Genomic DNA, 19,069 nt, shown 5'->3' with positions numbered 1-19,069 from the left:
ATCTCCACGCGCATACCCCAGTATCCCTCGCTACACAGCGCCCTGGGTCCCGCTTAGATTGCCCTGGTGGGTCCGGCCTAAGTTGACATAGCCAGGCGTTCCTGCCTGTGCAACGAGGCAGCATCGATGCAAGAACAAACCGGCCTTCTACGCATTCTGCGTGGGCGAACCCGATGGCATCATCGATTTATGTCCGACCATCCCCCGTCTCCACGAATCCACCGGTTCGAGGTGGACTCGGGCGAAGAATCGCCAGCCATGAACCGCCTGCAGCGCTCCTTCTTCACCAAGCACTACAAGCCCCGATTCTTGGCTGGCGAGACAATGGACGTCGACGGCCAGTTCGGCTACCCGGTCGTCATGATGCACGAGCTCCTGGCGGCCTGGGATGTCGATCCACGAGCAGCAATGGACGGCATGGCGCGCATCGTCGCCGCGTATCCAAGATCGGTAGCGCAGAGCGAGGCACGGCGGTGTCTCGCCGACATGCACTTTCTCCGGGAGGAATGGGGCGAAGCACTCGAGCTGACGTACGGTCACCGGAGGCTCGTGTCGTTCGTCGGTCTTGGCGACGTGCTGCAACCCCGTGCGGAGGCGTGGCAAGTAATGAGGTGGGGGTCCTCGAACGTCACGAAGGCAGGGTGGGTAAATATCGACGCCGTCCTCGACGACTTGCAATCCGAGCTCGATGACTTCCATGATCGACACGGCATCAGTGTCGTCGGGCACCTCTGGGCGCGATTGCATGCCGATGAACCCATCGAAGCTATCTCGCAGAGCCTCTATGAATCCCTCGGTGCCGACTATTCCGTAGATCAGATCGCCCAGCTCATTTCCTATGGTCGGACCTTCGGACCAGTGCCACTGACCGCGTTCGAGGGTTTCGGTGGCTATGCCCGCCCTATCCCAGCAGAATGGAACCGCGCCAACCCGTACGCCTTCGAGGGTTTGATTCGCGCCCTGTGCCGGCCTCTCTTTCGAGAATCGGAGAACCGCGCGAGAGAGGCCGCAGGGCTACCTCGCGTCGGTGAGGGCCTGGTAGCCGAGGTCCGCCTGCTCAATCAACTCAGAGACGCGTTCCCGGACGAGATCGTGGACCACCAGGCGCGACCGTGGTGGCTCGCACCGCAGTCGCTCGACATGGTTTTCCGTGGTCGCAACATCGCGATCGAATATCAAGGCGTTCAGCACTCTCGCCCCGTGGATTTCTTTGGCGGTCAGGAAGCCTTCGAGCGTCAACAAATGCGCGACGCTACGAAGCGGGGGCTGTGCCTCGACCATGGGATGACGTTGGTTGAAGTGCATCCCGGCTATCAGGTGGCGGACGTCATCGCGGCGATCACTTACGCACTGCCGTAAAGACCTCCAGTGAGCGTGAGATAGCGAATCCTTGCTGACGCGACCTGTCTCCGTGTCATGGGGGTGGCACTGTCCAATTTAGGACCGCTAGTGTGAGACCGACGACAGGGGACACGATGCAGGGCACTACTCCGCAGACTTACACCATTGCAGACTTTCTGAAGTGGAATGACGATAAAGAACTAGTACTGAACCCCAAGTTTCAGCGCGGCTCCGTGTGGTCATCTCAGGCCCGGACCTATCTTATCGACTCGATTCTGCGCGGTTATCCAATTCCGAAGTTGCTCCTGCGAACCGAAGTCGACCGCGACAGTCGACGCACTATACGAGACGTTGTGGACGGTCAACAGCGACTACGCACAATTATTGACTTCGCCTCCGGCAAATTAACTCTCGGCGCGAAAGCTAAAGAATTTAGAGGAGATCGTTATGACACTCTAGATGGTGATCTGAAAGATAGATTTCTCAGTTACAAGCTAACCTGCGAGCAATTACTTAATGCAACCGACGATGATGTCCTCGAAGTTTTTGTCAGAATTAATTCGTATGCAATTCCTGTGAGCGAGGCCGAGCTTAGAAATGCCCGTTTCGATACAGACTTTAGCGACTTAGTAAAAGAGCTCTCGCCGCAACTTGGGGCCGTTTGGTCACTTGGCGTTATTTCCGAACGCGAACGCGTTCGAATGGTAGACCAAACCTTTGTAGCGGAAGCATTTGCGTTCCTGGACCGTGGAGTCATCACCGGCTCCGAGGCCGACATCACTCGCTTTTACGAGCAAACACGAACACGAGACATTGAGCACCTGCCCGGCACTGACTTACTGAGACAACTATTGGACGAGACGAGCGAGCTCGTCGTGGACTTGGCCAATGAGCCCCTGGTTCAAAGGCCCCATTTCCTTATGCTTCTCGCCGCCGTTATGTACGCGCGTGGCGTTTTGCCTGCGGGACGCCTCGACATGGACAGCGTTCCTTCCCCGAATGAGCTCCTAGTAGATGATCGTCGAGTGCGTGACTCGTTGGCGGTGCTGAACACAGCTCTGGCCAGCGATCAGCCCGGTGCAAGGTTTCAGCAGTTCCGCGAGGCACGCGCATCGACGCAGAGGATGAAGAGCCGCCAAACGAGGTTCGAACACTTCTGCCAGGCTCTGACAGGTCGATACGCCGAATAACCATGTCCGCAGTCGGCACTGGAACACTCGCTGATGTCATGGATGACTTTGTAAGAGAGCTCGATGAGATCGAGTCCGTTTTTACAAACCATAAGGGGGCTCGCACTGTTGTGGGTTTTCAATTTGCCTACACGCCCGCAGAAGATGGCTGCTTAATCTCTCTCTGGGACTCCTGGACTCGTTTTGTGCGAAGCATAGTCATTTATTCCGCCTCAAGACCCGTAACCGGATTGAGTGGAAATACTTACGTTCCCACCAATAATCGAAATGAATCGCAGGTACTTGCAGATCTAATCGCTAATAGAAGTGGTAATAACTTCAGGATCAACAATGGGGAACCCGCCTGGGCCGACCCGAATTGCCTTGCAGATATTGTCAATTTTCTTGGCCTGCAAAACGGTTACATTATTGTAAATGCCGTGGGCGCTAGCACGGTCCACCTTGGCCCCATCGCTGTGGCGAATCCTCTTAAAGAAATTCGACTCTGCCGCAACTTCGTTGCGCATAAGAGCCAGCCGACTCTCAATGATGTTCTAGCCTTTGCGCGGTCACCCTTTGTGGATTTATCTACTCATTTACGTGAGCGTCGCTCGGGAATCGAGGCCTTCTCGGAATGGAAGGACTGCCTCGCCGCATTGGCCAGTTCCGCAGCCTTTTGACGGCAAAGCAACCATAATGATGCGGGGTATCACGCGTCGAGGGCTAGGGCCCATATGATTGCAAGGCGGGACGCGTTCCAGACGACTTTGGCCTGGGCAGTTTATGTTCACGATGCTCCGCGAAACGCCAGGGCCGCCTTCCACTTTAAGTCGCGACTAAGAACTTGCTGGCTGACTGTCAAGTTCTTAGGGATTCGAGACATATGGCGCTCGAAGGATTGGAAAGTTTCTTGATATGCGGCGAAGACGGATAAGCTCAAGGGGTCCGCAGAAACGAGGCGGTCATGACTTGGAGATGACTAATGGCCCAGAAAACTTTTGTTCAGCTTGTCGATGACCTCGATGGCACCGCCCTCTCCGATGGAGTAGGCAAAACCGTCACGTTTGCGCTCGAGGGGGTCTCGTACGAGATCGACCTCAGCCAGGCACACGCCGAGGAGCTGAACAAGGCCCTGGCTCCGTACGTCGCCGCCGGTCGAAAGATAAGCGGCCGGAAGACGGCAGCTCGCACATCCACGGCAAAGTCGGACCCGGCGGAGCTGCAGAAGATCCGCGACTGGGCCGAGAAGAACGGGCACGCAGTCTCAAGCCGCGGCCGGATCTCCGCCGCGGTGCGTGACGCGTACAACGCCGCCCAGTAGCCGGTACCCGCCACCTACAGGCTCGGGAAGACATTGGTCTATCCCCACCACGGCGCCGTCACGATCACTGGCCTTACCACGAGGAACGTCAAGGGCACACCGACCAAGTACATGGCCCTCCGCGTCCACAGCAGCGACCTCGTCATCCAGGCCGCCATCGAGACTGCAGCAGACCTCGGAGTCCGCGACGTCATCGACCAGGCAGGCGTCCACAGGGGCTACGACCTTCTTCGTGTCGCAGTCGTCGAAGAGGCCACTAACTGGTCCCGATGGTTCAAAGACAATCAAGCCAAGATGCTCAGCGGCGACGTCTACAAAGTCGCTGAAGTCGTCCGTGACGTATGGCGACGAGAACAAGACAAGGGCATTTCCGTCAGCGAGAAAGAAATGCTCTCTCGCGCCCGGCAAATCCTCGTCTCCGAACTCGCCCTCGCTAACAAAACAAAATCACGACGGAGAATGCCGACACGGAACTGCTCGAGGTCCTAAGGACTCCCACCGCGTAGAGCCGGTCGCCCACAGGTGGGAGTCTCCATACGGATGGCGATCACACTGACCCTGCAGGTGCATCAAGCTCCCCGCCCCCTTCCCAGGTCCCGCGGGGAAGAAAGCGCCTCACGTCCGTGACCAGCGTGGGGGTGTTTTTCTCATTCCACCGTCAGCCCCTCCCCCGCGCCTCGCGCAAGGGCCCTGTACAGAGTCGTTCGGTCGATGCCCAGATCCCGGGCAACCTTCGCCTTTGGGACTCCGGACTCGATTAGTCGACGCACGTCGACGAGCTGCTCCATGGTCAGCTTCTGAGACCTGCCCTTGTACTTGCCCGCCGCTTGGGCAAGACGAATGCCCTCCCGCTGCCGCTCACGAATCAGGGTCCGCTCGAACTCCGCGAAAGCCCCCAATAGATTCAGCATCAGCCGGCCAATCGCATCGTCCGTGTCACGGCTGTAGGTCTGCTGCTCTTTCATGAACACCACCGAGGCCCCCTTGCCCGTGATCTCGTCCACGATCTCCCGAAGATCCCCAAGCGACCGTGCGAGCCGGTCCATCGAGGCGACTTTAACCACATCGCCCTCACGGACGTACCGGATGCAGTCAAGGAGCGCGACCCGGTCCGCCCTCGACCCGCCCGAGACCTTCTCCTCGAAGACCCGGTCAACGTCACCGACGGCCTCGAGCTGCCGGCCAAGGTTTTGATCCACCGAGCTCACTCGGACGTACGCAACAATCTGTGTTTTGTGCTGCACCATCCTTAGACCCTGACACACACCTGTGGCGAAAGACGCAGAACACGCTCCAACGCCACGCGCGCCGCACCTCCTGGCATCCGTTGTGCTGGGGTATACCCAAACACCACTTATGCATGCTATGTGGCCGGCCTCTACGGGCGCTCATTTACCTGATCAAATGCGCCAGAGCTGGAGTGTGGAGCGTGCGGACTCTAAATCACAGCTCTTCCTGGCGGCGTGGCAGATGGGGGTTGGTGCCCGTTGTGGGGCTGCCATCTCGCTTGCCTGGCTGGTTACGGTCGGATGATGACCGGCCGATACGACGCGAGTGACCTGACGACCTATGGGGCGATGGAAGACGAGGAGCTCGACATGATCCTCGATGCTCTCGACCGCGCCAACGAAGAGTGACCCGCGCGTGAAACACATCGATTGGCCCTACACCCGACTCAGATTCCGAGAGATGTTTCGCCGAGACGACGATGTCGATCGTGCTCACCGGCACACCACGTACGAGACACTTCGCCACATCGACCTTCGAGTGGCACGGTTCCTCGAGGAACCACCTGAAGTTCAGCGCGCAACCCTGCTCCTCCTGCAGCGGGATGCCCTTACGCACGAAGCGGGCAACCGGGGCGTCGGCGCCTCAGCGCTCGTTTCGGGACTTGCAAGTCTCGCAACAGTCGTCACGGCTGTCGTGGCCGCCATCCTCGCCGCCTACCTCGGCTTCGCCGACCAACTCACCCCAGCTGATGCAGACGCATCTCAAGGCTTCATCAACTCACTCTTCCGATGGGTTGCCTGGAGTCTCGGCGGTCTTGCCCTCGCGGTAATCCTGGTCTGGCTCGAGGGCGGCCGCCGGGACAGGCGACGTGCCATGGCAAGAAGCTGGCATCAAGTGTTCACGGACGCCCGCAGCAGCTCCGCGACCGGACATATCCGAGACTCGGCTCGCGAGGTGCATGCCCCTGAGTCAGCGCCTTCCGCTGCCATCGACGGTAGTCACGACTACGGTCGAACCATGAGCTCCGAGCCTTCCCCCAGCGGCACACCGACTGGGGGTGACGAAGCCGTGATGACCGATCATGCTCGGGCGCGGTTTGCGCGAATCCGCCTGCTCAATCAGGAGCTTGACGCCCTCGTGGTGGACTCCGGTACCCGGGCAGCCTCGGTGCTGAACAAGGCGTCCTTTCTTGCCGTGACGGCAGGCGTCATCGTTGCGGCATCTACAGCGCAGCTGTGGACAACAGCCGGCGTCATTGGTGTTTGCGCCCTCGTCTTGGCGAGCTTGGCAATATTCTGCGCCGCGGCGGCACTCCGCCCTGGCAAACGCCTCGGGCTGCAAGCCCAACGCCTGGTGGACCTGTACGTCGATTCAACGAAATCGGCCGCGGTTGTCGAGGCCGAAATTGTCCGCAACAAAGCTCAGGTCGTGGCCAACCACGAAAATGACCTGCGGAACCGAGCCACGTGGGTGTGGGTGGGGTTCATTTTGCTCGGCGCCGGAACTATCTCGCTCTCCCTCGTCTACGCCCTCGAAGTGATTGGTCAATGACATGGCTCGACCCGACTACGAAGACAGCATCGCCGGCGACAACAGCGATGCGGATTCCGATGCGTCCCAGACTGCCCTTGGATACCTCACGCACGGCGCTGAAACCGGCCAGATAGTCGGCCAAGTCACCGAAAGCGCAACGGGGTCTGTCTTTGCCACGAAGAACGATTCCGAAGACGGGGATGACTAATCGAGTTCGAGATAATCAACATACAAGCCGCTCACGCGGCCTGAAACCCAACCAAGACGAGTCAACGAATCGACAGCAGTCCCCTTCGTCGGGACGGGCAGGACGGCAGCGATGCTGTCGACGAGTTCCTGGTCGGTTATGGTCATGCTCTCTCCCCCGGTTGATATCAGGTGCTAGCAGTCGCTAGCTTGGGATAGCGGCCGGTGCTAACAGTCCTTAACGACCTTCGAGCTGATCCATCCCGAGTTGCATGGCCTTCACCATCAGGTCCTGCATCTTGTACCGCTCGGCAGCGGAGTAGGCAATGAGCCGGTCGCGCGTCTCCTCCTCGCCGGCCCAGCGGACCAGACTCGATTTCGGCGGTGCCTTCTCCTCGCCAGCTTGCGCGGCCGGCGTCACGGCGCGTGGAGCGCGGGCCTTGGTCGGCGCGCCCGGCTCCGGCGTGGCAGGCCGAACTTCGGCCGCTGCGCCGAACGCCGCGATCGCAGCCGGGTCTGCCGTGGGGTTCTTCTTGTTGCGTGCGATCACCATTACGCGTACACCTCCGCGACTAGTTCCTGAATCTCGGCTCGAGCCTTCTTGCCGGGGCCGCCTGGCACTTCGATCACGCCGCGTCCGTCCGCGAGGGAGTCGCGGTAGGCCTTGCGGAGGTAGAGGACGGTTTCAAGGGGCTTCACTTGGGGGAACTCGACGATGTACTCGGTGACGTCGACCGTCTCTGTCTCGTTGTGGTTCGTCGGGGCCTGGGTGATGAGGCTCCGCACCTGTAGCTCGGGGTTGAAGTCCTTCGCCGTGTCGATGACGTCGGTGAACTCTTCCAGCGTCTCCACGTCGAGCTGACTAGGGCGCAGGACAACGATCATGAGGTCCGCGGCGGTCATGGCCGTTCGCATTTCCTGATTGTCGTCGCCGGCCGCGTCGACGATCACGTGGTCATAGTGCTTGTCGAGGTCGACGATCGTGGCGTACACGTTGCCCTGCTTCTCGACCAGCGTCATCGCGGGCTCGTGACCGGCTTCGACCCGGCGGGCGTGCCACTTGGCGGCACTGCGCTGCTTGTCGACGTCGACGAGGATCACGCGGGCCCCGGTGTGTGCGAGTGCGGTCGCGGTGTTGATCGCAGCGGTGGTCTTACCCGCCCCGCCTTTCGTCCCGCCAAAGAGCGTAATCACGACTCCCCTTTCCTGCTGCTATCAATGGCTATCAAGTGCTAGCCGGGCTAGCTAATGCCAGCTGCTGCTATCAAAAGCTATCAGATCGGGGCTTAGCTATCAAGTGCTAGCAGTTGCTATTTCGATCACTGCTAGCAAGTGCTACCTCCGTCACTACGACCCTTCAACGGCAAGGGGGAGCGGAGTGAACCCGCGTGCAGCCTGGTTCTGAACTGGCGTCTCGTAGCCGCGTGCGAAGCTCGAAAGATGACCCGGTTCCAGCTCGCTTGGAACGACAATCGGACCGGCCGGGCTCGGATCGAGGACGACGATTCGGCGCGTCCTCTGGTGTGGGTGCGGATCACGCGGAGCGACGGTCACGACGTGCTTCACGTCAACGTCTACGGCGACGGCGTGACGCCGGGGGAGCGGCGGTGGCTGGTGCGCCGGCCAAGTGTTTTGGATGCCCTGATGTTCGCGGCCGCAGAGCGCAATTGGCTGCGGGCCCTGCGAGGGCCGGGGGAGCCGCCGGCCGACGAGCTGGGCGAGACGTGGACCCATCACAGCGTCGTCGGCGTGAGTTGACGGCGAGATATTAGTGTCATCAAACGACCCTTCATGGGCGTCACGGCCTAACCGGATGCCACAGGGCGTAGGTGGCCGCGAGCTTCATGCGGACGACTAGGTACGCCTCGGGATCGGTGACGTCCCCGGCGTTCTTCGGCGTTTGGTCGAGGCCCGCGTCAACGGCCTGCCAAATGTGGATCAGGTCGGGGTAGCTGTACCGGTCGGCGTCGAAGCCGGATCGGTGCACGATTCGCTGCACACGGAGCGTGGAGAGGTCGTCCGGTAGCCACGGGATGCTGCTCACGAGTCGGGCGGCGAGGCGTTGCAAGGGGAGTGGTCGAGGTTGGTCAGCTCCGGGAACGAATTTTGCCCGCTTCTGTTGTTGCTGTGCCCGCGGAGCGGGCTCCGAGTGCGGCTTGCCGCGCCTTGGATTGGAGTTAAGAGGGTGGGTGGTCGGGTTAAACCGTGAAGCGGTAGCTAGGTGCTCATTTAGAGCTGAATCGTTGATTTCCGGCATGGTCAGGGCGCGGACGGATGCGGCGCGTAGCTGCTGGCCGCCGTGTCGGGCGGTGGCTGCGAGGCGTTCCACGCGGGTGAGGTAGCGGCCGGGCTCGACGGTCGCCAGGCAGCCCAGGGCCTCCATGAGGGCTCGGGCTCGGCGGGCGGTGATCTTGCTCATGCCGACCATGCGGGCGAGGGTGTCGTGCGATGTGGTGATGCCTCGGCCGTCTCGGGCGCCGGCCATGGATGCTTCGGCTTCCGCGAACTTCATGAACGTGCTCAGCCGAATGGACACGCGGCGGCGGTGGGTGTCGCCGGCAGGCGACATGACGATGGCCAGGAGCCGGTTGAGCCATGCGCGGCGCGAGGTCGGCAGGCAGAGGCCCTTGTAGGCGCTGTCGGGTACTGGCAGGGGGTACGAGCCGCCGGGGCGGGAGAAGGCCTGTGAGGGTCGCGGCGGGCGTCGCCGGCCGATGTGGTGGGACCGCCCGGGACGTGTCGGGCGTTCTGGGGACACGGAATGCCCGGACACGCCGGAGACATGGGGGTGCGCAGGCGCAGAAACGGGAGTTATGATGAGTCCGTTCTCACTTGGTCGCCCAAGTGGGTACGTCAAAGGCCCGGCCCTGAGAAGCCGGTTCTTTACCTAGGAGCTCAAATCCTGTTCAGTCGGCAAACTTCACCAGGTTTGAGCTAAGAGCTTTAGGCCCTCGCGAAAGCGGGGGCCTTTCTCGTTAAGCCGTGTTGATGGGCAGCTCCTCGCTACGGTCTTTCTGAGGCAGCCATGCGGGGATGCCCTGATCGGTCAGCTCGTTGTCGAGCATCCGAAGAATCAGCAGCTCGATCAGTTCAGAGCTGCCGATGTCGGCCAGATCTGCCACCGCGTCGAAACGGTCTTTTGTGGACCCGGAGACCAAGTAGCCGAGCTGCTTGGGGTCCAGGACCTCGCCTCGTCGGCGGCGTCTAGTGGCCATGCGCCTCAGTTAACCGTAAGCCTCAACTTAAGTGGCAACTGTGGCGGCGTGTCGTCCGAGAGTTTGTACCGGGGTGTCTAGCTGTACTGACGTTGGGCGGCCCGCTGGCGGCCGAGGCGGGCGAAGAACGCTGTAGCGAGGCCTAGTGCGACGAAGATCGCGGCCACGCCGCTGACGACCTGCCCGACGTAGTACGTCGCTGGCAGGAGCAATGTCACGAGGCCGAGCACGAAGCGCACGCCGGCCAGAACAAAGCCGACGAATAGGAAGCGCGATGTCGCTTTGGTCGCGCCCTGCGAGGAGCTGAGGCCCTTGCGGACGTGGGGGAGGAGCAGTGCGGCGATGTAGGCGGGGTAGGCCGTTGCGAGGGTCGAGTAGAGCCGCACGAGTGGGCTCGAGAGGTTGTCTGCGAGGTCGGGGACCGAGCTGGTGGTATGCACGACGGCGAAGATGACGACTTCCGCGACGAAGACGCCGAGAAAGACGAGGACGCCGGGCAGGCCTGAGATGCGGCGCTGCGTCTCAGGGGCCCTCCATGCCCGGGCGACCTGTGTCCCGGCGAGGAGCAGGCCCGTGAACAGGGCGAGCTTGGCCACCAGGTCGACCAGGTTCGGGATGGGGGAGAAGCGGTCTAGGGCGGCGTAGACGTCCGGGGTAATGAGGGCGAAGGCGAGCACGATCGCGGCGGCCGAGGAGGCGATGAGCATGTTCCTGCCGCGGATTGCGCCGGGAAGGCGGGTCAGGGCCAAGGCGGCGAGGACTACGGCGATGAGGTATCCGGTCAGCATGTCAGCCCAGCGTTTCTTCGATTCGTCGCGCCTCAGCGCTATCTGCGGCAAGGCGTCGGGCCCCGCGTTGCGCGGCCGCGAGGCGCGCCTGGACGAGGTCGTTCAGGGCGACGTCTGACAGATGCGTGACCGCGTGGGAGCGAGCACCATCCGGCCAGCCGGCCTCTTGAAGAGTAATCACCCCGCCCACAGCGAGCCCGCTCGTCAAGGAGGTGTTGGCGATGCGGGCGGCCTCGACGAGGTGGCGGGGCCGCATCTTGTTGGCGGTGATCTGAGCCGAGAGGTTGGGGGGAGCGATCCCGAGGCGTTCTGCAAGGTCACGGCGGATGTGGCCGGGGTCGACGGCGTCGATCCATGTTCTGAGCCCGTCCGGCTGGGGCGGGTCCTCCCACATGCGCACCGCAGCGATCGCGTCGCCGTATGCGGTGTTGCGGCGGCGCAGCAGCTCGATCGATACGTCCGTGAGTGTGACCTGGGACAGGATCTCGACTGGTAGCGGTGGGCGCATTTCCCGGTGCAGCTCGTGGTACTCGTCGAAGCTCGACAGGGCGACGACAGGCTCGACTCCGACCGCGCGCGCGGCGGCGATGACGACCGCCTCACGGACGCGGCCGCGGAGGAGCTGCGCCTGCACGGTTGTGCGATTGACACCGATCGCGCGTGCGAGGGGGAGGGCTCCGGAGGGGAGATCGACAGTGCTCGCCCAGTGCTTGAAAGCGGCGGCCGCTACGGACACGGGCGCTCCTTTCCTGGGACCCACGGGTGGGGTACGGAGCAGTCGTCCCTTGGGGGGACTAGTGCCCATTATGAATCAACTGTCGTAGGAATTATGTATCGTTGGCACCCGGACGGGGGTCAAGTCAGGTGCTTATTCAGGGTGTCTCTGAGGTCGTGGATTGCTTCGCGATCCGCGGACCAGTAGATGATCGGGCCGCGGCCGCGGGGGTGAGTGGCGCGTCGTTCGTGGATCATGCCGGCCTCGGTGAGGGCGGTTAGGTGGTAGCCCACGGCGCTCCGCGTTAGGTCCAGCGCCTCCATGACGTCCTTCGCCGTGACGTCGCCGCCGTCCATGACGACGCGGAGCGTCCGCAGTCGGGCGGGCGTGGCTGCGATGGTCGCGCACGCCTCGTCGAGGCGCGCTGCGTCGGCAGCGGAGAGGGCGGACACGCCCCTAGTTTACGGGCGAAGACTTGCTAAGCTTTAAGATATAACAAGACTTCGCAAACAACCGGCGAACGGCCGGGACAAGCAGTCGAGATAGGAGAACAAGGTGAGCGATTCAAACCAGAGCGGCAGGGTGTTCGGCGGCGCCTCGCGCGCTAGCGAGTACATGGAGGAAGACACCATTGGCGCTCCGACGTCCCGGCGTACGGCAAAGCCTGCCGAAGCGGAGGGCGGCCTGCCCGTTCTGCCGCCGATGCCCGGCCAGGTCGACGCGCCTGTCGAGACCGCGACGGCGAGAGAGGCGCCGGAGATCTCGCCGGCCCCGCCGGCAGCCGTGGCCGCCCCGGCCCGGTCGGACTCGACCTCGATCCTGTTCGGGGGAGCACCCACCGTCCTGGCTGACGCTCCGGCCTCTAAGCCGACGTCGGGGTGGCAGGGATTCCTCGCCAAGCTCGGCCTGTCCACGAAGCCCCGCCCGCAGGAGGTGGCGCGTCGCGAGCACGCGGAGCGGCAGGCCCGGTTCGAGGAAGAGGTTAGGCGGGCGGTGTGGACGAGGGCCGTATCGGTCCTCGTCGCGAACCGTAAGGGCGGCGTGGGCAAGACGCCCGCGTCAGTGCTGCTGTCCGGGACCATGGCTGCGATCAAGGGCGGTTCGGTCGCCGTCATTGACGCTGCTGACGACTCGGGCGCTTTGCGCCTCCGGGCCGAGGGCACGCCGCGTCTTGGTATGGGGGAGCTGGTTCGCGACATAGCTCAGATCAAGACCGCCGGGCAGCTCAAGGGCTACACCGCCCCGCAGACATCGTTCGCTGACGTCATCGGCTCCGCGCCCGAGCGGCCACGCCTGTCCGGCGAGGACGTCGTCAACGTCTCCAAGGTCGTCGACGAGTTCTACAGCATCCGCGTCATGGACTCCGGGAACGTGTACCGCGCCGAGGCTTTCCAAGGGGCCGTGTCGGTGACGGACGTGCTCGTGATCCCGATCACGAACGCCGGTGACGCCGTGATCGACGCGCTCGAGCTGCTTCGCCAGCTCCGAGCTGCCGGCGGTGCCCCGAAGAAGCTCGCCGACACAGCCGTGATCCTTCGTATGCACGACGGGCGGCCCGAGAGCCCCGTCGTGGGTGAGGAAGTCGAACGGCTCCTGCGAGACGCAGGGATGAACACCCTCCTCGACATTCCCTATGACGCCCACATCGCAGAGCGCGGCGAGATCACTCTCGGCAAGCTCCAGCCCGTGACCCGTGAGGCGTTCGTCGCCGCCGCGGCGGCGGTCGTCCGCACCCTTCAAGACAACGTCTCCAACGACTGAAAGGTCACACCATGAACGACTTGATCCTCACCGCCGCAGCCCGGCTCCCGCTCGCTGTCCAGAACCCGCTGAACGGCATCATCCCTGACTTCTCGTTTGGCGGAACGGAGTTCACCGCCCTCTGGCAGAAGCTCATCGCCGCGATCTGGGGCGTCGCGATCCTTATCGCCATCGTGTACCTGATCGTCGGTGTTGTCGGCATGGCCGGGGCCTCGGGTGACGTCAACCCGAACCCGCAGCAGCACGCCGTCGGCCGGAAGAAGGCCCTCTGGGCTCTCGTCGCTCTTGGTGCCCTCGCGGCCCTGGCGCTCATCGTCGGCGCTGTGCTGACCTTCGCCGGCTAAGCACCCCCACTCACCGCTAGGAGGCGCGTATGCGCATGCACACCGCAGCAGGAACAAGCCGCTGGCCGTTCGTCATCGTCGGCGGAGTCGCCACTGTGGCCATCGTCGGGGGAGTGGCGTTCGCCGCCACCCGCCCCGACGACGAGCAGGTCGCGGCCCCCACGACGTCGGCGCCGGCGTCAACGGCACCGACCGCTGCCCCCACGGGGGACACCTCTGGGGCAGGGGACAACGAGGATGACGTGCCTCCCACCGGGTGCCTCGGCGGTCAGGAACGGAACGCCGACATGGTGCTCACAGCTCAGAGCGAGGCCAAGCACAGCACCTACGGTGCCGTCGAGGTCGCCACCGCGTTCTACCGGTTCCTCTGGCAGTACCCCTACCCCGCCGACGCTGAGGCCAACGCTGTGACTGACAACCTTATGTCGTCCTCCTCGCCGGCCTCGTTCCGAGACCTGCCCGCGGCGTACGAAGCAGCTGGCGACAACATGGCGGCCGGGACGGTGGACGCAGGTGCTCCGTTCCATATCTCGACCACCAATGGCCTGTGGCGCGTCCTCGAGGAGTCCACGGGAGATCGTGTGTTCGTCGAGCTCGCGGAGGGTTACGTGGTCGACGGCGCACTGAGCCCCGCGCTCAGCACCGTTGCCGGTTACATCATGGTTTGGGAAGACGACGCCTGGCACATCGAACAGGGGTTGACGCCTGACCAGGACAAGCTTGCCGCTGGCGGTAATCGCTATACGGGCGGCTGCTGATGGACCCCCTGAGCCCGGCGTGCGCGCTCGGTCCCGTCGTGTGTGTCGGCGTCGAGGGCAGTGATGTTGTCGACGCCGTCGGTAAGGGCATCGACACGGTCGGATCTGTGGCCGATTTTTGGTCTGATCCGGCGGGGAACACCTTCAACATGTTGCAGGACGCCAACCGGGGTCTGTCCGAGACGGTCATGCCCGCGATCACGAAAGCGACCCTGCCGGATCTCACGACCGACTGGTTCCTCCGGTCGTACGCGATCAGCTTCGGCCTGGCGATCTTCGTCATGGTCGCGCTGCTGATTCCGCAGCTCGTGCGGACAGCCAGGGGCCAGCAGTCAGGCCGCGACACCGCCGAAGCACTGGGTCTCTACGCGCCCCTGTTCCTCATCAGCGCCGCGTTCGGGCCCGCGGTCGGCACGGTCCTCGTGCAGTTCTTCGGAGCGCTCACGGAATCGATCATCGCTTGGGGCATCAACACCAACTCCGGTCAGATCGTGGACCAGTTCACCGCCATGCTCTCCGAGGACGACAACGGGGCAGGACTCGCTGGCGGGGCGGTCATCGGCGTGATCTTGCTGTTCCTGATGCTGCTGGGCCTGCTGGTCGTGGTGCTGATTCTGATCGTGCAGCTCATCACCCTCTACTTCACCGGCATCCTGTTCCCGCTGGGCCTGGTGTGGATCATCGATCCCTCTAAACGGAAGTTCGGGACGAAGATTGCCTACCTCTGGTTCGGCATCCTCGCCTCGCACCCGCTGCTGTTCTTCCTGCTCGCGGTGGCGTACTTCATGGTGGGGGCGAACCTCACCGTCTTCTCCGAGACGCCCTCATTGCAGCGCACCGTCAACCTGGTCGTGTCGCTGCTGGCGCTGCTGATGGCGGGGCTCTCGCCCCTGCTGCTGACGAAGTTCGCACCCGTCATTCCGACAGGCGGCATGGGCTCGGCGCCGGCTGGGCCGACGGTCGGCTCCTCGTCCATGCAGCAGGCCGACTCTCGAGTAAGCCAGCAGTCCGGTAGCAGCAGCGACAGCGACGGCTCCGGTGGCGGCGGATCGAGCAACAGCACCGGTGGTGGTGGGTCGTCGACGAAGGCGGCAGGCAACGCCGGGGCTGAGAGCGAGGAGCCGACGTCGTCGGTGACGTCGGCGACCAAGGGTGCCGGCTCCTGCGCGACCGCCGGCGAGACCGTCGGTGCCTCCACGGCGGGAGGCGGTGCGGGAGCGGGCGCCGGTGCGGCCACCGGCGCAGCAACGGCCGAGGGCGGCATGGCTGCCGCAGGGGCGGCCGAGTCCTCAACCGGTGTCGGTGCTGCGGTCGGCATCCCGACCATGATCGCCGCCGGTGCCATGGCCGCCGCCGACGCAGGCAAGGAGGCCAATGACGCGGTTGCACAGACCGCCGTCGACCCGATCCAGGACCACGACGAGCACTACGGAAAGGACTCCACCAATGAGTGACGTAGGGCAGGCCCCCTCGACCGTGAGGTTCCTCGGCGGTGAGGCAGGTCACCGCGGCTTCTTCGGCGGCACCGCCTCCAAGGGGCGCTCGATTGCCCTGGCGATCATCGTCGTGGCCGGGATGATCGGCATGATCGTCCTCCAGCAGGTGTGGGTGCTGATCGTCGCTGCTATCGCGGCCGGGCTGACATTCCTGATGACAGCGAAGACGCATCGCGGGTCGCTGATCCAGCGGCGCCGGAAGCGGAAGCGCTGGGCCGCTCGGAAGCGGCTCGGAACGGACATGTTCACGCCCTACGACGACGAGACGTGGGGGCTGCTCGAGGAACAGGCCCGTACCGGGTCGAAGGCTGAGCAGGCGGACGCTGCGCGCCTCATGCGACAGATGCGTGCCAACCCCGAAGGCGCCGACGGCATGGGGTGGTTGCAGTACGGGGCGAACGTTCCCGGCATCGCCTGGCACTCGCCCGTGGGGGAGTCGGAATACCTCTCCGTAGCTTTCAGTGTCTCCGGGCAGCTCCGCGGCATGGAGACCGCCGAGGCGCTTCTTCGGGCGTCGTCGGGGTGGGGCCGGTTCCTGGCCCGCCGGGCGGCCCCGTCGTCGCTGATTAGCGACGTGCAGCCCATGACACGGGTGCTGCCGCCGGACTCGGCGAGGCAGCAGCTCTGGGTCGCCGACCGCCTCGAGCGGGAAACACCCGAGCGACCGTGGACTCCCGAGCAGTGGACCTCCTGGGGTGACCAGACGCGCTCCTACGACGACGTGATCCGCCTCGCCAGTGCCGGGTCGATGGTGCAGCGGCACTACGTCGTGGTGTCGTGGCCGATCACGCAGGCCTTCACGGACGCCGCGGCGAAGTTCGGCACCGGACGGGAGGCCTGGCGGTCCTTCATGGCGGACGAGATCAACTCGACCGTTCGCGGCCTTCGGGACGCCAAGGAAGGCGACGTCGCCCCGCTGACGGCGAAGCAGACCGCGGCGCTGATGCTGCACCAGCAGAACCCGCACCTGCCGATCGATCAGATCAGGAAGGTCAACCCGGCACGGTTCGGGCTGACCTCTCATGACGAGTTCAGCGCGCACGTCGTTGACGGTATCGACCCGACGTTCCTCGCCCCCGGTGACCCCATCGAGAACGCGCCGGCCGTCCAGTGGTGGCACCGCACGGCCGCGATCCACGGCGAGAACCTAGCCGTGGCCGGGCGTACGCCGTTGTGGCTGCTGGATCTGCTGATCGGGCGTGAGCTAAAGGTCGTTCGAACCATCGCATTCCACCTGCACCTGGTTCCGGCAGCACAGGCGAAGGCGAAGGCCCGCCAGGACGCCGTTCGGGACGGATCGGCGATCTACGCCGCGCAGCAAAAGGGCCGCCTTGTCAACGACGAGACCCAGATGGGTCTCGGCGCGGCCGAGCGCCGGAAGGCGGATCTCGCCGCGGGCTCACACCACCACGGCGTCGAGTGGGTCGGGTACGTGACGATCTCGGCCACGAGCCGCGATGAGCTCGCAAAGGCCTCGCGTCAGCTGGAGGAGGTCTGCGCAACAGGGCTCGGGATCGAGCGCCTCGACTGGCAGGACTCGTTCCAGTCGGCCGCCTCCGGTGCGACCTGGCCCATTGGCCGGGGTCTGCGCCCTGACGCATCCACCTTGGCTGGCCGAGCGGTGTCCCGCCTGGCCGGTCGTAGCGAGAAAGAAGCGATCTCATGACCGACACGACGCCGAAGACCCGGAAGCAGAAAAAGGCCGAGCGGTCGGTCCCAGCGGAGCCCACGGCGGCCGACGCCACGAAGGCCCGTCGGCACCCGCTCGCGGGTGTCCCGCTGCTGCGCGTGTTCGTGCCGCCGGAACTGCTGGCCCCCGTCATCACCGGTGCGACCGTCGAGGGCGCTCCGGCAGAGCGGTCGGTGGAGGTGTCTCCGCACTCGCTCCCCGGTGGGAAGCTGCGCCTGGCTTCGGGACCCGCGGCACGGGGCTGGTACGCCCCGCGCATCCAGGGGGCTCCGTCGACGACGAAGCAGGCGGAGATCTTGAACACCGGCATCATCGGTGCCCCGACGGGGGTCGAGGGTGTCGTCAACGGCACCGACAATTTGTCGTCGACGATGATCAGCCACGACGCCCCGACTGCGTACAACGCGACCCCTCGGAAGCTGACAAGCCCGAACGTCCTCGTGATGGGGACCGTGGGGTCGGGTAAGTCCTCGTTCGTGAAGACGACGATGGTGATCCGCCCGCTGCTGCTGGCCAAGCACCGCGCCGTCGTGTTCGACAAGAAGGACCAGGGCGACGAGGGCGAGTACTCCGGGGTCGCCCGTCAGCTCGGGTCGGAGCCGCTGCGGTTCTCACCCGACGGTCACGGCACCCGGCTGAACCTGCTCGATCCGCTGATCGTGCAGGGCAGTGGTCTGATCGGGCAGATGCAGCTCGTGAACGCTGTGGCCCGCATCGCGCGCGACGACAAGCCCGCAACGGAGTGGGAGGAGAACGCGACCCAGTACGCCCTGCAACGCCTGTTCGCGGACAAAGAAGGCGACCGGGCCGCCACGATGGCGGACCTGCTGCCGTACCTCGGGCACGTCCCGACGGATCTCGGCTACTCGGCCGAGGCGAAAGAGCGGTACCACCAGGCCGGGATCTCGATACAGCTCGGATTAAAGAACCTGCTCACGGCCTATGGCGACGTCTTCGACGGCGAGACCAGCAAAGACGTCGACCTCGCGCACAAGCTCACCGTGTTCGACGTCTCCCAGCTCCCCAGCGACGGACCCGCCATCCCGACGATCATGTCGATTGGTCACCAGTGGCTCCTTGGACGGCTGATGCGGGAGCGCGGCTGGATCACGAATGTGGTCTACGAGGAGGGCTGGCACATGATCGCCGGCCCGTCGGCGAGGCTTGTGAAGGCCAACCAGAAGCTCTCCCGCTCCTTGGGGATCTCGAACGTGTTCGTGATGCACAAGGGCACCGACATTCCCGCAGGTTCCGAGGGCTACACGGTCGTGCAAGAGGCACAGACGATCTACGCCTACCGGCAGGACCGGCCCGAGGACGCCCGCTGGGTCACCGACACGTTCGGGCTGAACCCGGACGCAGCCGAGACTCTGATGAACCTCGAGCCCGGGCACTGCGTGTTCAAGTACGGCTCCAACCCCGCTACCCACATGCGCCACGTCCGCAGCCAGTGGGAGACAGCCGTGACCAACACCGACGAGGGCATGGCCGGTGGCGCCGCCCCGTCGAGCTTGTAGGGGCC

General features: G+C 64.0%; 22 protein-coding genes. 13 read left to right on the top strand and 9 right to left on the bottom strand.

The window, feature by feature from the left end:
• Positions 1 to 258: 258 nt before the first annotated feature.
• The 5 genes from EDF50_RS16355 (at position 259) to EDF50_RS16340 (ending at position 4,320) form a co-directional block, all read left to right on the top strand.
• On the top strand, positions 259 to 1,359 hold the full coding sequence (locus EDF50_RS16355; protein ID WP_123520576.1) for a hypothetical protein: 1,101 nt from the start codon (positions 259 to 261) through the stop codon (positions 1,357 to 1,359).
• Positions 1,360 to 1,451: 92 nt separating this feature from the next.
• Positions 1,452 to 2,531, top strand: coding sequence for a DUF262 domain-containing protein (locus EDF50_RS16350; protein WP_148076871.1), 1,080 nt, complete (start codon positions 1,452 to 1,454; stop codon positions 2,529 to 2,531).
• A 38-nt stretch (positions 2,532 to 2,569) separates the two neighbouring features.
• Positions 2,570 to 3,190: a hypothetical protein gene (locus EDF50_RS16505; RefSeq protein ID WP_158612757.1), complete on the top strand. Its 621-nt coding sequence runs from the start codon at positions 2,570 to 2,572 to the stop codon at positions 3,188 to 3,190.
• A gap of 302 nt (positions 3,191 to 3,492) precedes the next feature.
• Positions 3,493 to 3,831: an Lsr2 family protein gene (locus tag EDF50_RS16345; RefSeq protein ID WP_123520574.1), complete on the top strand. Its 339-nt coding sequence runs from the start codon at positions 3,493 to 3,495 to the stop codon at positions 3,829 to 3,831.
• Between the two features lie 33 nt (positions 3,832 to 3,864).
• Positions 3,865 to 4,320, top strand: coding sequence for a CarD family transcriptional regulator (locus tag EDF50_RS16340; protein ID WP_123520573.1), 456 nt, complete (start codon positions 3,865 to 3,867; stop codon positions 4,318 to 4,320).
• 158 nt (positions 4,321 to 4,478) lie between these two features.
• Here EDF50_RS16340 and EDF50_RS16335 read toward each other — a convergent pair whose 3' ends face one another.
• The gene (locus EDF50_RS16335) at positions 4,479 to 5,078 is read right to left on the bottom strand and encodes a recombinase family protein (RefSeq protein ID WP_123520572.1); all 600 of its coding nucleotides are present in this window, start codon (positions 5,076 to 5,078) and stop codon (positions 4,479 to 4,481) included.
• Positions 5,079 to 5,475: 397 nt separating this feature from the next.
• On the opposite strand from EDF50_RS16335, the gene EDF50_RS16500 reads away from it, so the two are divergent.
• The gene (locus EDF50_RS16500; RefSeq protein ID WP_233570685.1) at positions 5,476 to 6,612 is read left to right on the top strand and encodes a hypothetical protein; all 1,137 of its coding nucleotides are present in this window, start codon (positions 5,476 to 5,478) and stop codon (positions 6,610 to 6,612) included.
• A gap of 186 nt (positions 6,613 to 6,798) precedes the next feature.
• Here EDF50_RS16500 and EDF50_RS16755 read toward each other — a convergent pair whose 3' ends face one another.
• From EDF50_RS16755 to EDF50_RS16315, 3 genes are all read right to left on the bottom strand, one after another.
• A complete protein-coding gene (locus tag EDF50_RS16755) occupies positions 6,799 to 6,948 on the bottom strand; it encodes a hypothetical protein (RefSeq protein WP_158612756.1) in 150 nt (49 codons plus the stop codon).
• 70 nt (positions 6,949 to 7,018) lie between these two features.
• On the bottom strand, positions 7,019 to 7,333 hold the full coding sequence (locus EDF50_RS16495; RefSeq protein WP_148076868.1) for a hypothetical protein: 315 nt from the start codon (positions 7,331 to 7,333) through the stop codon (positions 7,019 to 7,021).
• Entirely contained in the window at positions 7,333 to 7,974 is a 642-nt protein-coding gene (locus EDF50_RS16315) for an AAA family ATPase (RefSeq protein WP_123520568.1), read from the bottom strand. Before EDF50_RS16315 ends, EDF50_RS16495 begins: the two co-directional genes overlap by 1 nt.
• 246 nt (positions 7,975 to 8,220) lie before the next feature.
• On the opposite strand from EDF50_RS16315, the gene EDF50_RS16310 reads away from it, so the two are divergent.
• The gene (locus tag EDF50_RS16310; protein ID WP_123520567.1) at positions 8,221 to 8,538 is read left to right on the top strand and encodes a hypothetical protein; all 318 of its coding nucleotides are present in this window, start codon (positions 8,221 to 8,223) and stop codon (positions 8,536 to 8,538) included.
• A 40-nt stretch (positions 8,539 to 8,578) separates the two neighbouring features.
• On the opposite strand, the gene EDF50_RS16490 is transcribed toward EDF50_RS16310, so the two are convergent.
• The 5 genes from EDF50_RS16490 to EDF50_RS16280 all read right to left on the bottom strand — a co-directional run bounded on the left by EDF50_RS16490 (position 8,579) and on the right by EDF50_RS16280 (position 11,950).
• On the bottom strand, positions 8,579 to 9,349 hold the full coding sequence (locus tag EDF50_RS16490; RefSeq protein WP_148076867.1) for a hypothetical protein: 771 nt from the start codon (positions 9,347 to 9,349) through the stop codon (positions 8,579 to 8,581).
• A gap of 406 nt (positions 9,350 to 9,755) precedes the next feature.
• Positions 9,756 to 9,995 carry a hypothetical protein gene (locus EDF50_RS16295; RefSeq protein ID WP_233570684.1) on the bottom strand — a complete coding sequence of 80 codons (240 nt, stop codon included), beginning with the start codon at positions 9,993 to 9,995 and terminating at the stop codon, positions 9,756 to 9,758.
• Positions 9,996 to 10,072: 77 nt separating this feature from the next.
• The gene (locus EDF50_RS16290; protein WP_123520564.1) at positions 10,073 to 10,783 is read right to left on the bottom strand and encodes a hypothetical protein; all 711 of its coding nucleotides are present in this window, start codon (positions 10,781 to 10,783) and stop codon (positions 10,073 to 10,075) included.
• A gap of 1 nt (position 10,784) precedes the next feature.
• The gene (locus EDF50_RS16285; protein WP_123520563.1) at positions 10,785 to 11,519 is read right to left on the bottom strand and encodes a hypothetical protein; all 735 of its coding nucleotides are present in this window, start codon (positions 11,517 to 11,519) and stop codon (positions 10,785 to 10,787) included.
• Positions 11,520 to 11,638: 119 nt separating this feature from the next.
• Positions 11,639 to 11,950 carry a helix-turn-helix transcriptional regulator gene (locus tag EDF50_RS16280; RefSeq protein ID WP_123520562.1) on the bottom strand — a complete coding sequence of 104 codons (312 nt, stop codon included), beginning with the start codon at positions 11,948 to 11,950 and terminating at the stop codon, positions 11,639 to 11,641.
• A 130-nt stretch (positions 11,951 to 12,080) separates the two neighbouring features.
• On the opposite strand from EDF50_RS16280, the gene EDF50_RS16275 reads away from it, so the two are divergent.
• The 6 genes from EDF50_RS16275 to EDF50_RS16250 all read left to right on the top strand — a co-directional run bounded on the left by EDF50_RS16275 (position 12,081) and on the right by EDF50_RS16250 (position 19,064).
• Positions 12,081 to 13,259, top strand: coding sequence for a hypothetical protein (locus EDF50_RS16275; protein WP_148076866.1), 1,179 nt, complete (start codon positions 12,081 to 12,083; stop codon positions 13,257 to 13,259).
• An 11-nt stretch (positions 13,260 to 13,270) separates the two neighbouring features.
• Positions 13,271 to 13,603 carry a hypothetical protein gene (locus tag EDF50_RS16270; protein WP_123520560.1) on the top strand — a complete coding sequence of 111 codons (333 nt, stop codon included), beginning with the start codon at positions 13,271 to 13,273 and terminating at the stop codon, positions 13,601 to 13,603.
• Positions 13,604 to 13,632: 29 nt separating this feature from the next.
• Positions 13,633 to 14,361, top strand: coding sequence for a hypothetical protein (locus EDF50_RS16265; protein WP_123520559.1), 729 nt, complete (start codon positions 13,633 to 13,635; stop codon positions 14,359 to 14,361).
• A 107-nt stretch (positions 14,362 to 14,468) separates the two neighbouring features.
• The gene (locus EDF50_RS16260) at positions 14,469 to 15,815 is read left to right on the top strand and encodes a hypothetical protein (protein ID WP_148076865.1); all 1,347 of its coding nucleotides are present in this window, start codon (positions 14,469 to 14,471) and stop codon (positions 15,813 to 15,815) included.
• 154 nt (positions 15,816 to 15,969) lie between these two features.
• Positions 15,970 to 17,523: a hypothetical protein gene (locus tag EDF50_RS16255; protein WP_233570683.1), complete on the top strand. Its 1,554-nt coding sequence runs from the start codon at positions 15,970 to 15,972 to the stop codon at positions 17,521 to 17,523.
• Positions 17,520 to 19,064, top strand: coding sequence for an ATP/GTP-binding protein (locus tag EDF50_RS16250; protein WP_123520556.1), 1,545 nt, complete (start codon positions 17,520 to 17,522; stop codon positions 19,062 to 19,064). The genes EDF50_RS16255 and EDF50_RS16250 overlap by 4 nt, the downstream gene beginning before the upstream one ends.
• The last annotated feature ends 5 nt before the right edge of the window (positions 19,065 to 19,069 follow it).

The organism is Frigoribacterium sp. PhB24 (assembly GCF_003755185.1).
Classification (GTDB): domain Bacteria; phylum Actinomycetota; class Actinomycetes; order Actinomycetales; family Microbacteriaceae; genus Frigoribacterium.
The sequence above is the reverse complement of the archived record's forward strand: the minus strand, read 5'-3'. Positions and strand labels throughout refer to the sequence as shown.